Origin of the sequence: Candidatus Methanoperedens sp. (assembly GCA_027460535.1) — an archaeon.
Lineage (GTDB): Archaea > Halobacteriota > Methanosarcinia > Methanosarcinales > Methanoperedenaceae > Methanoperedens.
On the sequence record JAPZAR010000034.1, the window covers coordinates 20,624 to 33,944 of the forward strand.

General features: G+C 42.9%; 20 protein-coding genes. 7 read left to right on the forward strand and 13 right to left on the reverse strand.

From position 1 onward, the window contains the following. Positions 1-48: 48 nt before the first annotated feature. Positions 49-210 (forward strand): hypothetical protein, encoded by a 162-nt coding sequence (locus tag O8C65_15160; GenBank protein MCZ7358257.1) that lies wholly within the window; start codon positions 49-51, stop codon positions 208-210. Further along, positions 207-668 carry a hypothetical protein gene (locus O8C65_15165; protein ID MCZ7358258.1) on the forward strand — a complete coding sequence of 154 codons (462 nt, stop codon included), beginning with the start codon at positions 207-209 and terminating at the stop codon, positions 666-668. The genes O8C65_15160 and O8C65_15165 overlap by 4 nt, the downstream gene beginning before the upstream one ends. Here O8C65_15165 and O8C65_15170 read toward each other — a convergent pair. Together O8C65_15170 and O8C65_15175 are read right to left on the reverse strand one after the other, a co-directional pair. After that, complete coding sequence (locus tag O8C65_15170; protein ID MCZ7358259.1) at positions 665-1,024, reverse strand: thioredoxin family protein; 360 nt, start codon at positions 1,022-1,024, stop codon at positions 665-667. The two genes, O8C65_15165 and O8C65_15170, sit on opposite strands and share 4 nt — an antisense overlap. A gap of 129 nt (positions 1,025-1,153) precedes the next feature. Further along, complete coding sequence (locus O8C65_15175; GenBank protein MCZ7358260.1) at positions 1,154-1,342, reverse strand: hypothetical protein; 189 nt, start codon at positions 1,340-1,342, stop codon at positions 1,154-1,156. A gap of 353 nt (positions 1,343-1,695) precedes the next feature. On the opposite strand from O8C65_15175, the gene O8C65_15180 reads away from it, so the two are divergent. Then, entirely contained in the window at positions 1,696-2,538 is an 843-nt protein-coding gene (locus O8C65_15180; GenBank protein MCZ7358261.1) for an FKBP-type peptidyl-prolyl cis-trans isomerase, read from the forward strand. 69 nt (positions 2,539-2,607) lie between these two features. On the opposite strand, the gene O8C65_15185 is transcribed toward O8C65_15180, so the two are convergent. Beyond that, positions 2,608-3,528, reverse strand: a complete 921-nt coding sequence (locus O8C65_15185; GenBank protein ID MCZ7358262.1) for a fructose-1,6-bisphosphatase — start codon at positions 3,526-3,528, stop codon at positions 2,608-2,610. Between the two features lie 162 nt (positions 3,529-3,690). Between O8C65_15185 and O8C65_15190 the strand changes: the two genes are divergently transcribed. Next, positions 3,691-4,053 carry an OB-fold nucleic acid binding domain-containing protein gene (locus O8C65_15190; GenBank protein ID MCZ7358263.1) on the forward strand — a complete coding sequence of 121 codons (363 nt, stop codon included), beginning with the start codon at positions 3,691-3,693 and terminating at the stop codon, positions 4,051-4,053. A gap of 3 nt (positions 4,054-4,056) precedes the next feature. On the opposite strand, the gene O8C65_15195 is transcribed toward O8C65_15190, so the two are convergent. The 8 genes from O8C65_15195 to O8C65_15230 form a co-directional block, all read right to left on the reverse strand. After that, on the reverse strand, positions 4,057-4,713 hold the full coding sequence (locus tag O8C65_15195) for a methyltransferase domain-containing protein (GenBank protein ID MCZ7358264.1): 657 nt from the start codon (positions 4,711-4,713) through the stop codon (positions 4,057-4,059). 34 nt (positions 4,714-4,747) lie between these two features. Next, positions 4,748-5,095, reverse strand: coding sequence for a DUF86 domain-containing protein (locus O8C65_15200; GenBank protein MCZ7358265.1), 348 nt, complete (start codon positions 5,093-5,095; stop codon positions 4,748-4,750). Beyond that, on the reverse strand, positions 5,092-5,376 hold the full coding sequence (locus O8C65_15205) for a nucleotidyltransferase family protein (protein MCZ7358266.1): 285 nt from the start codon (positions 5,374-5,376) through the stop codon (positions 5,092-5,094). Before O8C65_15205 ends, O8C65_15200 begins: the two co-directional genes overlap by 4 nt. Positions 5,377-5,430: 54 nt before the next feature. After that, the gene (locus O8C65_15210; GenBank protein MCZ7358267.1) at positions 5,431-5,559 is read right to left on the reverse strand and encodes a hypothetical protein; all 129 of its coding nucleotides are present in this window, start codon (positions 5,557-5,559) and stop codon (positions 5,431-5,433) included. After that, positions 5,559-7,838 (reverse strand): phosphoenolpyruvate synthase, encoded by a 2,280-nt coding sequence (ppsA, locus tag O8C65_15215; GenBank protein ID MCZ7358268.1) that lies wholly within the window; start codon positions 7,836-7,838, stop codon positions 5,559-5,561. The genes O8C65_15210 and ppsA overlap by 1 nt, the downstream gene beginning before the upstream one ends. Continuing rightward, complete coding sequence (locus O8C65_15220; protein ID MCZ7358269.1) at positions 7,828-8,271, reverse strand: helix-turn-helix transcriptional regulator; 444 nt, start codon at positions 8,269-8,271, stop codon at positions 7,828-7,830. Before O8C65_15220 ends, ppsA begins: the two co-directional genes overlap by 11 nt. Positions 8,272-8,384: 113 nt before the next feature. Then, positions 8,385-8,996, reverse strand: coding sequence for a hypothetical protein (locus O8C65_15225; GenBank protein ID MCZ7358270.1), 612 nt, complete (start codon positions 8,994-8,996; stop codon positions 8,385-8,387). Beyond that, complete coding sequence (locus O8C65_15230) at positions 8,997-10,046, reverse strand: rod shape-determining protein (protein MCZ7358271.1); 1,050 nt, start codon at positions 10,044-10,046, stop codon at positions 8,997-8,999. A 401-nt stretch (positions 10,047-10,447) separates the two neighbouring features. On the opposite strand from O8C65_15230, the gene O8C65_15235 reads away from it, so the two are divergent. From O8C65_15235 to O8C65_15245, 3 genes are all read left to right on the forward strand, one after another. Beyond that, positions 10,448-10,627: a hypothetical protein gene (locus tag O8C65_15235; protein ID MCZ7358272.1), complete on the forward strand. Its 180-nt coding sequence runs from the start codon at positions 10,448-10,450 to the stop codon at positions 10,625-10,627. A gap of 85 nt (positions 10,628-10,712) precedes the next feature. Continuing rightward, positions 10,713-11,360: a RimK-like ATPgrasp N-terminal domain-containing protein gene (locus O8C65_15240; GenBank protein ID MCZ7358273.1), complete on the forward strand. Its 648-nt coding sequence runs from the start codon at positions 10,713-10,715 to the stop codon at positions 11,358-11,360. A gap of 35 nt (positions 11,361-11,395) precedes the next feature. Further along, complete coding sequence (locus O8C65_15245) at positions 11,396-12,265, forward strand: RimK family alpha-L-glutamate ligase (protein MCZ7358274.1); 870 nt, start codon at positions 11,396-11,398, stop codon at positions 12,263-12,265. On the opposite strand, the gene O8C65_15250 is transcribed toward O8C65_15245, so the two are convergent. Beyond that, positions 12,243-12,698: a GNAT family N-acetyltransferase gene (locus O8C65_15250; GenBank protein MCZ7358275.1), complete on the reverse strand. Its 456-nt coding sequence runs from the start codon at positions 12,696-12,698 to the stop codon at positions 12,243-12,245. The genes O8C65_15245 and O8C65_15250 overlap by 23 nt on opposite strands. Then, positions 12,695-13,102: a DUF2111 domain-containing protein gene (locus O8C65_15255; GenBank protein MCZ7358276.1), complete on the reverse strand. Its 408-nt coding sequence runs from the start codon at positions 13,100-13,102 to the stop codon at positions 12,695-12,697. The genes O8C65_15250 and O8C65_15255 overlap by 4 nt, the downstream gene beginning before the upstream one ends. Positions 13,103-13,321 lie beyond the last annotated feature (219 nt).

Below are 13,321 nucleotides of genomic sequence, written 5' to 3' on the forward strand. Positions count from 1 at the left end.
AGAGCAAGATTAACCATGTACAATCATTATATCCGGAGGTGAAAAAGCATGTGCAGTGTCGGAGACGCGTTCAATATAGAAATAACAGCGCTGAATGCTAAATTCTACAAGTGCGGAGATTGCAGGAACGAGTTCAGAGGTGTCGGGAAAAAAGTATTGTGTCCATCCTGTCACTCTGGCAATGTGAGTCTCATGTTCAAAGAGGAATGACCCCGCTGGATCACAATGAAATGCTCCTCCTGCGAGGAAAGGAGGGCACCTTAGGCATTGTCAAAGCAGGAGAAAACAGGCAATTTTTTCTCGAGACGGAAAGGGAAGAGATACTTCTGGCACTTGATCCGGAAGACCTGCTCGTAGCCTCCGGTTTTGGCGCAGACGAGAAGACAATAAAAGGATTAAGATGCGTACTTTACATGATACGTGAGGTCGGTTCGCCTTTTATCGTCCTGCCAAAGAAACATCCTGCATCAAAACGTCTTAAGATCGTGGTCTCTGCCGGCGGCAGGACGCGAATAAGCTGTAGGATAATACCCGGAACACATCCTGAGCAGGATATTCTGTGCGGGTCTGACGAATTTGACGGCATCGAGATCTCGGGTGTAAAAGGCGGGGTTGAGTTCAGGAATCTTACTGGCGGTATGATAGAACGTATTCCCTTTGAAATTTAACTCTTAACAGCCCGCTTTAACGCCTCAATGGAAGGCGGAGCCCCAACGAAAGCTGGCTTGCCGTTAATGAATATTGTAGGAACAGCATGGACCCCATAGAAAGCGGCTTTTGCAAGACCTTGTGGAGTCGCGGTTGAAAGTTCAATTACCTGTATCCCGGGCACCTGCTCTGCAACCTCCTTTGCCATAACGAGTGCTCGCGGGCAGTGGGGGCATGTGGGCGACGTGAATACTTCTATAACATCAGATGGCCTTGGGGCTTTGATCTCTTGCTGCCGCTTCAACAGTTCTTTAAGTTTTTTCTTCTTTATCAGCGCAAGTTCATTATCTTCGGTCATGCCGGATAAACCTGTCATGCACCATACATTATTCCCATGATGTATTCCTTTCTATTATCAGGAGCAGGCTTACGCTAACTGCCTTCTGGCTAATCAGGACATTCAGAAAAAAAATTGGATTGATATTGTTATAACTTTCCAGCCAAATTATGCACAAGCTAATTGACAGCTCATGCAAAATTTCTTATGGTGCGAGCATTCAAATTCTACCAATTCAAAAAATAGGGGCGTTTGAACTATTTTCAGCTTGTTGTATTTTACGTAAAGCGTCTCTATCGCTTTTTCGGTAAAACCTGCCCTCAATAATTTCACTCTTTCTTCAGCGGTTTCTAACATTGTCCCTCCGGATATGTCGACCTTCTTAGTTGCATGATATACATGTTCATAATGTATATAATACTAATCATAAGGTTAATAGTTTTCGATAATAAAACAGATAAAAGACATGGTAACAAATCGTTAATCTCGAAATCTCAGCTTCAATCTTTTCTTATATGGACATCCATTTGATTGAAGGGTATTTCAATTCCTTCCTCTTGGAACCTGGTGAACATTTCTCTGAAAATCCAGTCCATGACAGGGTGGGATTTCCATTGATTGTCTTGATGATCCAATTGTCTGAAATATGTTTCTATGCATATCGCAAATTACTTATATGTTATAATCATTTGAGTGATGGAAGTGAAATAATGAAAAAAATATTAATTCTTTTATTTATTGCGACGATATTATTCAGCGGCTGCGTTGGTGTAAAAACGGTGAAAATTGGCGATAATATCTCTGTTGACTACATCGGGAGCATTCAGGATGGCAAGGTTTTTGATACATCGATTGAGCAAGTTGCAAAGGAAAATAATCTGTTATCTCCTGGGAGGGAATATACACCTTATAATTTTACGGTCGGAAAAGGAAAGGTCGTTAAGGGATTCGATGAGGGAGTGATTGGAATGAAAGTGGGAGAAACAAGAACCTTGACAATACCCCCTGAAAAGGGTTACGGCCCGATTGATCTAAGGAGGATCCAGGCTTACCCCGTTATACAGGTTGTGCCCTCAACATTCCCCAGGGTCATAGAAATCCCCATCAGCCAATTCGAAAGTACATTCGGTACCGGACACAAGAAAGGTGATATAGTTTCTATCCCTAGGTCGGATACTAATATGACAGTCCAGAATATTTCTGAGAATGTATCATTATCCTATAATTTCAAAGTTGGGGAACAGATCCCATCGACAGGTGTCCCATGGAATACTACCGTGATTAAGGTGGATGACAAAAATATTACGGTTGAATACAGCGTGAAGAAAAACCAGACATTCCAATTTGAGAACGTTCCATGGAACACTACAGTGATAGGAGTAACGAATGCGAATATCACTCTCAGGCATAATCCAATTCCTGAAACAGATATCGAGACCATGTTTGGCCTGATGAAAGTCCGTTTTAATGAGACTTCCATAATAATGGACCAGAACAACCAACTAGCGGGAAAGACATTGGTCTTCAAAGTGACTCTGAAATCGATCAACTGAAGGCGACTGGCCTTCAGTATTTATCTTTTTTCATTCACTTGAAAATCCGATTTTGATTTTTTCCAACAATTATTTGTCAGCCATAAGATTTTCTATCAGGCTGATCTCCTTTTTGCCCCCGGCGTATATGGGAGTGATTTGATCGATAGCATCCGGTTTGATTGACAATATGTCGATCTTTCCATTGCTTATCGCCCCGCCGGCTTCTTTTATTATTTTTCCTATCGGATTTGCCTCGAACAATAAGCGCAGTTTCCCTTTTTCTTTTCCCCGAAATCCGGGGTATGTGAACACCCCGCCCTTGTGGAGGATCTGGTGAATGTCTGCCACGAAAGAACCCGAAAACCGCAGCTTATAACCATCATTCTCAAGCCTCTCGATAAATCTCTTATGTTCGGGCAGGTAATCTTTTCGAAGGGCTCCGGGTGCATATATTTTTCCATCCGGTAGCTTGATATCTCTCTGGGTCAGGTTGAATGCGCCTTTTTCATCCATTGCAAAATCGTGCACGCCATTTCCGGTTGTGAGAGTCATTGTAGTCAGGGGACCATAGAGAATGTACATGGCAGCAAGCATGGTATTTCCGGGTTCAAGGACGTTACCCGGGTAAATCCCTATGATGGTTCCCACGGCGAGGTTTACATCTATTAAGGAAGAGCCGTCAAGAGGGTCGATAACAACGCCGAACTCGTTTCTCGCGTTTTCAATCTCGATAATATCAGGCTGCTCTTCTGTTGCGATATAGCGTACTAACCTCGTTCTTTTTAATCCATTGATTAAGACTTCATCCGCCCATTTATCCAGGGCCACCTGCTCTTCTCCGTAGATATTCTTCGTTCCGGCTTTTGTATGGCCTCTCAGGAATCCGGTCTTAATGGTTTTCCCCTGTTCACTGAAGAAGAAGATTAACTCTGATAGCCTGGGGTTGGTATTATTTTGCAGAAGGAATTCTTTAAGGTTAATGCTCTCACCCTCTTTCTTGTTACGCATTTTAAGCAATCAGGCACTAAATAGTTATCGTTTGTGCACATGATTGATTTTCACAGCAAAAATAACAATTCTTAAGAACCGGGATGGACGCACATTTTTGACAGAAATTTTTGAAAAGTTTTATATCCTAATTGGGAATGTTGCTGCATGAGAGGGCAAAAAATGTTACAAAAAGAAGAAAAAGTGGTTATGGTATTGCTTTCAATGGCTGCAATTTCATTGATAATTGGCTATTTCGGTTTTTCCTCACAGATTCCTGCTTATTCGGAAGATTCAAAGATAGGTGAGAGGGTGTTTGTTGAGGGAACGATACTCTCAAAACAGAAAACAGGAACTGGCGACAACGTGATCCTTACGATCTCAAATCTTAATATCAAGGTGTTCATAGGAAAAGAAAAAGGTGCCAAGGACGTATACGACTCTGTGAACAAGGGTGACAGGGTTAGAATTACCGGTAAAGTCTCCGAGTATAAGAATGCCAGGGAAATCGTTGTTGAGACAGTTAAAGATGTAATAACATTGTAATACTCATTGTTCAGGCGGTTTCCGCGCCCTGAATAATGTGAGTGTGCCTATTATCGTCATATATCTGGCGGTTTCCTCGACCTGATCAAGACCTGCGTCGCGGAACATCCCCGGCAGCAGACCTTTTATGTTATCCGAAGCTTCCTCAAGCCTTCGGAAGATAAGGGATATGAGGGACATAAATACATTCTGAGGTTTCCCGATATCGGCAGCATGCAACTCCCCGCCAGGTTTGAGGACCCGGAAAATCTCCGTGAATGTGCGAATTTTGTCCTCCCGCGTAAGATGATGAAAAACGAGGCTTGAGAAAACACGGTCAAAATAGTTGTCCGGATATGTCAGTTCGAAAGCCATTCCTTCATCCAGGGCGATATCCAAACCTGTCACTTTGATTTTCGCACTGGCAATTTCAAGGATTTCTGGATCGCCGTCAAGTCCTATAACTTCGGCTTCGGGATGAGCTCTCTTGATGAGTATAGTTAGAGTCCCAGTACCGCAACCCAGGTCAAGTACCCTGTGACCATCCTTGATACATGCTTGCTCTACCAGACGGCGCTTGAAGGTGGATTCGCGCATGCCAAGCCGCATAGTGAGGTCATAGAGAGGTGTCAGCAGGTTGAACCTGAGGGCGGGGATGTATTTTGTGGGAGTTTGAGGCATGGATTTACGGATAGAGAATTATAAAATTATTTTATCAGAGGTTCTTATTTCTCCCAACCAGTATTTTTATCTCTTTTTTCAATTCAGGAATATCTTTTCTTACGGTGTCCCAAACAGCATCCAAATCCACACCAAGATAATCATGGACCAGCTTATCTCTCATCCCAGCCATTTTCCTCCATGGTATATCCGGATATTTTTCTCTCATCTCGGTGGATACTCTTTTTGTGGCTTCCCCTACTATTTCAATCTGCCTTACGACACCATCTTGAACCAGATTATTATCCATAAAATCGTCATAGTCCAGGTCTATGGTATATTCCTCGATTCGGGATATAGCATCCAGAATGTGTCTTAAATAAACAATATCATCTTTCTTCATTCGTAAATTACCTTCATCTCCTTTTTTATCCTGTCAATCAAGTAAGGACTAATGGACTTTTCAGTCAGCAAATCGACTTTCATACCAAGTGCATCGGAGAGATCCTGCTCTATTCCCACGAGATCGAGCAGACTTTTCCTCTCTGAAAATTCGACAAGGATATCTATGTCGCTTTTTGGCCTCTCTTCGTCTGTTGCGTAAGAGCCAAAGATGGCTACCTTTTTTACGCCGTATTTTTTAATGAGAGAGATGATCTTTTTAAAGAGGGCTTCTTTGTTCATTTTCCTTTACCGCCCTACAATGTTATCCATAAATTTTCATATCTGTTTCTTCAACTATTTAATAGTTAAATCGAATACTTCGCAATCAAGATTGGCATCGGAAGATGCGCCTATGTCTTTTTTCTTTAAGCCTCCTAATGAATAAGTATTCGGCTTCCTTTTCAATTGATTGGCATTGGCCATTAAATTTTCTTCTCCCTTGCCGCCTTCAGCATCAGCTGCATCTCAGTCCTGGCTACCATCTCGCGCACAGCCTCCACTGCATCGATATTTGCAGAAATGCTCGTTATCCCAAGCTCCACAAGTCTCTTAGCCACCTTGGGATTGCTCCCTGCCTGCCCGCAGATGCTGGTCTTTACGCCCGCCTTGTTGCACTCCACAATAACAAGCTCGATGAGTTTCATAATAGCAGGATGCATCTCATTATACAGATGCGCAACGTGCTCGTTGTTCCTGTCCACAGCAAGTGTGTATTGCGTGAGGTCGTTTGTGCCAAAGCTCACGAAATCAAGACCTTCAGCTATGAACTGGTCGATTATAAGCGCTGCTGCAGGTATCTCCACCATTATACCAATATCGGTCTTGTTGAAATCTATCCCTCTTTCGCTCATGAATACCTTGGCCCTCCGCAGCTCCGAAGGATGCTGAACAAGGGGGATCATAATACCCATATTATTATAGCCGCGTTTGATCAATTCCTTGAATGCTCTCACCTCAAGCTCGAAGTGTTCGGTATCAATAAGATCGCGCCTGATGCCGCGGTAACCCAGCATAGGATTAGGCTCGATGGGTTCGCCTTCTCCGCCTTCCATTGCCCTGAACTCATCGGTGGGTGCGTCAAGTGTTCTTACCCAGACAGGTTTTGGATAGAATGCATCCACCACGGTCTGGATACGTGAGACAAGTTCGTTGACATATTCATCGGCTTTCCCTTCCTTGATATACTGTTTGGGGTGCTTTGGAAGCCCGAGTATCATGTGCTCAATGCGCAGGAGCCCAACGCCGTCAGCCTGAGTCTCCACAGCACGCTGGGTAGCTTCGGGAATGGAGACGTTCACTTTTACTTCTGTTGCGGTGATAGGTTTTTGTCTGGCAAAAGATACCGCCGTCTTCTCAGGCTGTGTAACATGTGCGGCAATCTCCTTCTTGCCTTCGAACACAAGCCCTTTCTCCCCATCCACCGTTATTTTCATGCCATCTGACAATAACTGAGTTGCCTTTCGTGTTCCAACTACTGCGGGACAGCCCAGTTCCCGCGATACTATAGCTGCATGGCATGTCATGCCACCTTCATCTGTTACGATCGCTGCGGCGCGTTTCATAGCCGGGACCATATCAGGCGTGGTCATGACAGCAACGAGAATGTCGCCCTCCTTGACCTTTCCAAGCTCGCTTGCATCAGAAACGAGTTTCGCCTCGCCATAAGCGATTCCCGGAGAAGCTCCCAACCCTTCAAGTATGGCCTGGGTTGCCAGTTTTTCTTTCGCTTCTTTTTTCTTCTTTATAGTGGTTATTGGCCTTGACTGGAGCATGTAGATTTCCTTGTTCTTTATCGCCCATTCCACATCCTGGGGGATGCCGTAAAGGTCCTCCACGACATCTCCGAGTTCAACGAGTTTCAATATCTCATCATCATCAAGCACCTTTGCGTTTTTCTTCTCTTCAGGCACAGGGAGCTCCACTGTTTTATCGGTTCTTGGGTCTCTGATGTGCATTATGTTTTTTATGGCAATTTTGCGCTCCAGGATTTTCTTATTGACTTTATCAATAACGTAATAGTCCGGGGAAACAGAGCCAGAGACCACGCTCTCGCCGAGCCCCCATGCGCCTTCGATAATCGTCAGCGGTTCTCCAGTGGAAGGATGCGATGAGAACATTACCCCTGCTTTTTCTGCGTCGACCATGAGCTGGATTACGGCACAGAGGTTCACTTTTCTGTGGTCAAAACCCTGTTTTACACGGTAATATATCGCCCGCGCCCCATATAGTGAAGCCCAGCATTTCTTGACCGCTTCAACTACATTCGTTTCGCCTTTGATATTAAGAAACGTATCCTGCTGACCCGCGAAACTTGCATCGGGCAGGTCCTCAGCTGTGGCACTTGACCTCACTGCCACAAAAACCTCGCTCCCTTCCCGTTTGCAAAGTTCCCTGTATCTTGCCCTGATGGTTTTTTCAATATCGGGAGGTATTTTTGCTCCCATAATTATTTTTTTTGCATTTTTCTCGGCTTCTCTCAGTATGGCAGCATCATCAACATTTACTTCGAGTGATTTGAAAAGTTCTTCATTGACCCCATTTTCATCGATGAATCGCCTGAAAGCCTGCGCTGTTACTGCAAATCCCCGCGGGACAGGAAGCTCAGCATGTAACATTTCCCCTAAACTTGCACCTTTGCCGCCCACTATCGCTATATCCTCTTTCCCAACCTCTTCGAGCCATACAACTGTGTCATTTACCATATTTTTTCTCCTTTAACGACTTTTGAATTTTATTGAGTTTTTTATCGTAACTTTCAATTGCTATTTTTACCAAGAAAGGCAGTTTTTCACGGGAAAAGCCAAATTCCTTTACAATATTTTCAAGAAAATAAACGTCGATCTCCTTATGTTGTGCCCTCTCTACCCTGATTGCCTCGATCAAAGCCACTGTTTTAATAAAATTTTTCACAAACTCAAAGGTTGGTGTCACACTACCGTTTTCAATCCGCGATATAGATTCGCGGCGGAGATTCATTAATTCTCCAAGTTCTACCTGAGTCATATCATATCTCATCCTGTATTCACGTATCACGTCGCCTGAGTCAGAGTTCAGGATGATCTCAGATGCGATCTCCTTTTCAAAAGAAACCAGCCACTCCGGGATGTATAAAATGGTTTTAGATGCAGCCTTCAACTATCCTCCAAATAAATGTTACATATTTAGTCACATTTATCATTTGCATTATGAGGCATGGTTATTATTTAAGAGTTTCTACCCTTTTTCATAAAATAACATGATTTATAGTGTCACATCTTTTTACGATTGCTCTTATGAACTTGAGAACTACCCTTCGACAATCTAATATTTTCATCCATGATCCCCCTGAATATCAGGTCCTTCTTAACTGCCTTCCTTGCTTCATCGAGTTGCTGTTCAAGCTCCTGTAGTTTTTCCCCCAGCGTTTCCATTTCAATATCTTTCTTTTCCAGTTCCTGTTCAAGATTTTTGATAGTAACTTCTTGCCGCTGTATTGTGTAAGCCATCTTTCCCTTTTTGCTTCGGTTCCCTTCAAGATACCCTGCCCTTGGCTTTTTCTTTTTTGTATCAGCAGGCTCGGAAACAGCTTTTCCTGGACGAGCGTTCAGGAAAGGTTTGTTTATATGCCTTCCTGATATCCTTTCTATAAAGAACATAGACTCTCCATGCTCTTGCGCTGAAAGCGTCCAGGTGGGTCCATTGTAGCGTTTTTCCTTATTCGCAAGTTCGAATAATTTTTTGGCAACGTCCCCGCTTATCCAGCCAAGGCTCTCATAGTAGTCAAGCAATCTTTGGAGGTTGTTATGGCCTACCCTCTCCAGCATAAAGAGAAGCCATTTACGCTGTAGGTATTTTGTGGAGTCGTCAAGTTCTTGCAGCATTTACGTGGTTTGCCAGAACTCTTTCGGCATATCGATTGCCATCTTTAATGCACCAGCCGCGCCTCCGAACACCGGGTCCCGGGTTTTGAGGACCTTGCATCCCCCGATCAATTCCAGTTCATGTTCCAGGACAGTATCAAGATTTCTTATCTGGCTTCCTCCCCCTGCAATATATAAATTTGAGCGCAGCTCATCCTGGAATTCAGGATCGTAGGTTGATATAAGCCTGGAAATCCCGCTCACGATATCAGGCAATATGGATTCGCATGCCCTCCTCATCTCCTGTGTGATGGAAAGCTTCAGCACTGAGGCGGCTCTCGGCACTTCCACTATGATCTCCTCATCAGGATTGCCAACAAAAGAGTACTTCTCCTTCCACAACCTGGCCATTTCCCGGGTGACCCTGAGCTTTGTATGGTTTTTTGTTACAAGCTTAACAAATTCCCTGTCTATGAAGTCGCCAGCTTTGGTGCTGCTTATCTGATCTTCCGGGTTCGGTCGCGCGCCATGCACCCTGCATAGATCCGTGGTAGCTGCCCCGATATCCACAATCAATGAATGTTCAAATTTTCCTAAATTGTACGCAACACAGAGCGGTTCGCTCGCCACCATTATCCCATCAAAGAAATCTTTAGCCATTTCGGGTATGATTTTTTTATTTTGTACGCTTGCCTGGGCAGGGACTCCTATGATGGCATATTTTCTTACATCCCTATCCGCATTGACCGATCTGAGTACGAATTCGACTAATCCTTTAGCCGCCTCGATGCTCTTTCTCTGGATTTTCAAAACCCCTCTCTCGATCGGCCTGTAAAGTTTGAGGGCATCTCTGTGCTTAAGTGCTTCTTCCCCGAAAAGGTGCTCCTTCTTTAAAAACTTAGATGCCACCGCATCCTTTGGAGCGCCCACAATGCTCAGAATGCTGTTCTTCTTGCCGTCGCTCGTAGAGATAGCAGTGTGATTTGTACCCAGATCGATCCCTATGAATAGGTTCTTTTTCTCATTCACCCCTGATACATTCGATCTCCGGATTTTTTTCTTATATGCCAAATTGTATTCCTCATTATTATAATGAACTAAGAAAAGTACACTCTGCTTAAATATATAGTTTACGTGACATAAGTCTCTTGCTGGATAATTTGAATCCTCAAACCCGGTTGGGCAGTTATAGACCGGAATATTCATGAACAATTCCGAAATCTATATTAAGCAGGACTAAAAAACAGTATGCAGGATAGATAAGAAGTGCATTTCCATTGAACACATATACCTTGTACAGATACATAGAATTTCTAATGTTTGCATTATATTTGATTTTCATTTTCTATTCTATTCAAATCTGGTTCTTATGGAAGGATATAGATAAAAACAAATTAACATTAAATACCTTTGTCAGTGATTCATTTTTTAAGAAAAATTGCCTTTATGTCTTCCTTTTCAGTATATTTTTTATGATCCATGAATTTTTTGAAGGGATAAGTCTCGCGGATTCCGTGGTATATTTTGAGTTTTTTGATATGCTTGCAGTTTTCGGGTTATTATTGTTCGCACATCAGTGGTATACGGTGTTAAAAGCATGCGCAAGTAAAAAATCTCTGCCAAAAGAGTTGATTGACTCTATCAAGCAGTAAATTGTTTTCAAAAGAAATTCCCCTTTGCATTCGGTACTTATTTATACAGGGCTCATAATAACAATAAGTCGGACTGATATCAAAAATGATTATAGTCAGTGAAGACGAAGATGATAGCGACTCTAGTCCGTTGTTTTTTTTAAGGCAGCCAGTGCAGGAAAGCGTACTTAATATAACCCATGACTACCGGTATTTGAGGATGGGATATTATGTATCTGCTCATGCGGAAACCTTTGGAGTAGAAGTCACACCAAGCTGTACGGAAATAATGGATGCATACCGGAATCCACTTTTGATCGAGAAAGCGAGAAGGAATGGGTTGCGAACCAATGGTTACAGGCTGATAACTAAGCCAAAGGATGATTTGGCCACCCCTGCCCTTTTATTCGCCGTAAATCCTTTTACGAACAACTCGATGAAAGTCGTGAAGTCAGGTTCAAGATTACCGGGCATTATAAAGAAAATGAGCTTTGACGCCAGGTTTCCTGTTTCACTGCATCCTCTCACTGGAGAAGTCCTGGAAATAATCCAGATGTTCGGGGAATCGAATAACGATGAGACATCGGAATTTGCGAAGAAATTTTTTGAGGTATTCAATATTCCGATATGCAAGTTGGTCGTTCAGGTAGATGACGGACAGGTTGTTTTGAATCACTGCGAACCTGCCATGAAAAAAGAAGTAAAGTGGGATATCGTGCATGAGAAAGTGCTCGAAATAAGAAGGAAAAATTAACCGCCATTTCCATTTTCCGGAGACTTAGTCAAATAATGAGGATAGCATGTTTTGTCGAAGCATATAATTTTCTTGATAAATCTGAACGCAAAGCCCTTTCAAAGTTTGAATCGACCGCGGAAGCCTTGGGGCATGAATTTGAATTTATCTATAAGGAACAGATCTCACAAATAAATAAGTACGATGCGCTGTTCATAAGGGCGACAACAGACCCGAGCAACGCAGCCTACATCGTTTCAAGACTTGCTGAGCAAGCAGGTCTGAGGGTGATCGATGACCCGCATTCCATAAGGACATGTTCGAACAAGGCAATACTTCATGATATTTTCCTCAGGAATAAGATTCCTTCGCCAGGATCTCTTTTATTTATGGGAGATTATTCGAGGGAAGCTCTTGATAATATCTTTGGAACACTGGGATTCCCTGTAATTATAAAAACACCCTATACCCGTTTCTCATCCCATGTCGAAAAAGCGGAGAATGAAGCCGAATTTATTGAGATTTCAAGACATCTCCTCCGGAAATCCAGGGTTCTGGTTCTGCAGGAATATGTTCACTCCGATTTCGACTGGCGTGTCGGGGTGCTCAAGAACGAAATACTCTATCTTTGTAAATACTGCATTCCCAGAGGCGGGTGGAAAGTAAAATCAAAGATAAATGGGAGATACGTGTGGGGAGAGACTATTGCCCTGCCAAGGGACTCAATATCCCCGGAATTAAAAGACATATGCATTTCCCTATCCAGGTGTGTTGGAGATAGTCTGTATGGCCTGGATGTCAAAGAAACAAATGATGGTTACAGGGTTATAGAAATAAATGATAATCCAAGCATTTATGCCGGGAATGAAGATAAAGTGAATACGGATATCTATGAAAAGATAATCAATGCTCTCGCAGGTCTTTAATGAGATGCAGTGCGTCATCTCCGTTTTTATAGTATTTCCTGAGTACTTTATCCACGGAAAAACCTTTAGAGAGGTATAGATTCTGGGCAGCTTTGTTAGTTATCCCCACTTCAAGCGTTAATTTTTTGAAATCCCTTTTTTTCAAAAATTCCAGGGAAGTGTCCATGAGCAAGCTTGCCAGACCTTTCCGCCTGAAATCAGGATGAACGTTCAATGAATAGATCCTTGCATGATGGATAGTACTTCTCAATAAGACGATCATCGAACCGATGATTCTACCGTCGATCGATGCTACTAACACAAGAGACCTGGCTTTTTGCAAAAGATATCTCAATTGGTTCTTATTGAATGTTTCCTCTTTAAAACATATTTTCTCAAGATCGAATAAGGCCTCAAAATCCTCTTTTTTCGCTATGCGTAAATCTGCTTTCAAGGAACTGCCACTTTCGATCTTACGCACTCCTGCACTTGTTTTACAACTTCAGGATAATCGCCAAAAATCAGGCCAAGATCTACAGTACCCACAACATCTACTACCCCGAGGGCAGCTATCCCATAACCCTCTTTATTCCTTACAGGAACTACAACTACTGGAATTCCAGTGTATTTGCCGCTTGTAGGAATTGCGCGGATTATCTTATTCTCTTTTAAAACCATTTCAAGTATTGGGCCGGTATATTTACTGTCCAGGATTTTCCCTTTCTCCACCCGGACCCCCTTCTTCTGGAGACTTCTCATGGTTACCGGAAGTCCTAAGAGTTCATGAACCGCCATTGCAAAAGGTGCGATTTCTTCGGCGTCCGAATCCGCAGAAATCTGTATTCTTGTGAAATCCATACCTGCAATATACGTTTTTACAATTCATAGATTAAATAGTTTCTTGTGGGGCGGAAGTAAAAAAGTGACTGTTACAATTGGTGACGACATGTTAATGCCTCCATTAATCTTTTTGGGTAGCGTGGTAACGGTCCGATTACCAACATGACCATATCGGTCGACTTCGTGACTGGACCTTTCCGCGCAGCTGTCGATATGCATAAAAGAACATGCGAATGG

What these genes read in the sequence shown, in the direction of transcription:
- O8C65_15240 (MCZ7358273.1), top strand. Translation starts at nt 10,713, where the DNA reads ATGATTATAGTCAGTGAAGACGAAGATGATAGCGACTCTAGTCCGTTG.
- O8C65_15195 (MCZ7358264.1), bottom strand. Translation starts at nt 4,713, where the DNA reads ATGCCTCAAACTCCCACAAAATACATCCCCGCCCTCAGGTTCAACCTG.
- O8C65_15165 (MCZ7358258.1), top strand. Translation starts at nt 207, where the DNA reads ATGACCCCGCTGGATCACAATGAAATGCTCCTCCTGCGAGGAAAGGAG.
- O8C65_15180 (MCZ7358261.1), top strand. Translation starts at nt 1,696, where the DNA reads ATGAAAAAAATATTAATTCTTTTATTTATTGCGACGATATTATTCAGC.
- O8C65_15200 (MCZ7358265.1), bottom strand. Translation starts at nt 5,095, where the DNA reads ATGAAGAAAGATGATATTGTTTATTTAAGACACATTCTGGATGCTATA.
- O8C65_15160 (MCZ7358257.1), top strand. Translation starts at nt 49, where the DNA reads ATGTGCAGTGTCGGAGACGCGTTCAATATAGAAATAACAGCGCTGAAT.
- O8C65_15205 (MCZ7358266.1), bottom strand. Translation starts at nt 5,376, where the DNA reads ATGAACAAAGAAGCCCTCTTTAAAAAGATCATCTCTCTCATTAAAAAA.
- ppsA (MCZ7358268.1), bottom strand. Translation starts at nt 7,838, where the DNA reads ATGGTAAATGACACAGTTGTATGGCTCGAAGAGGTTGGGAAAGAGGAT.
- O8C65_15245 (MCZ7358274.1), top strand. Translation starts at nt 11,396, where the DNA reads ATGAGGATAGCATGTTTTGTCGAAGCATATAATTTTCTTGATAAATCT.
- O8C65_15175 (MCZ7358260.1), bottom strand. Translation starts at nt 1,342, where the DNA reads ATGTTAGAAACCGCTGAAGAAAGAGTGAAATTATTGAGGGCAGGTTTT.
- O8C65_15170 (MCZ7358259.1), bottom strand. Translation starts at nt 1,024, where the DNA reads ATGACAGGTTTATCCGGCATGACCGAAGATAATGAACTTGCGCTGATA.
- O8C65_15235 (MCZ7358272.1), top strand. Translation starts at nt 10,448, where the DNA reads ATGATCCATGAATTTTTTGAAGGGATAAGTCTCGCGGATTCCGTGGTA.
- O8C65_15190 (MCZ7358263.1), top strand. Translation starts at nt 3,691, where the DNA reads ATGTTACAAAAAGAAGAAAAAGTGGTTATGGTATTGCTTTCAATGGCT.
- O8C65_15255 (MCZ7358276.1), bottom strand. Translation starts at nt 13,102, where the DNA reads ATGGATTTCACAAGAATACAGATTTCTGCGGATTCGGACGCCGAAGAA.
- O8C65_15225 (MCZ7358270.1), bottom strand. Translation starts at nt 8,996, where the DNA reads ATGCTGCAAGAACTTGACGACTCCACAAAATACCTACAGCGTAAATGG.
- O8C65_15210 (MCZ7358267.1), bottom strand. Translation starts at nt 5,559, where the DNA reads ATGGCCAATGCCAATCAATTGAAAAGGAAGCCGAATACTTATTCATTA.
- O8C65_15185 (MCZ7358262.1), bottom strand. Translation starts at nt 3,528, where the DNA reads ATGCGTAACAAGAAAGAGGGTGAGAGCATTAACCTTAAAGAATTCCTT.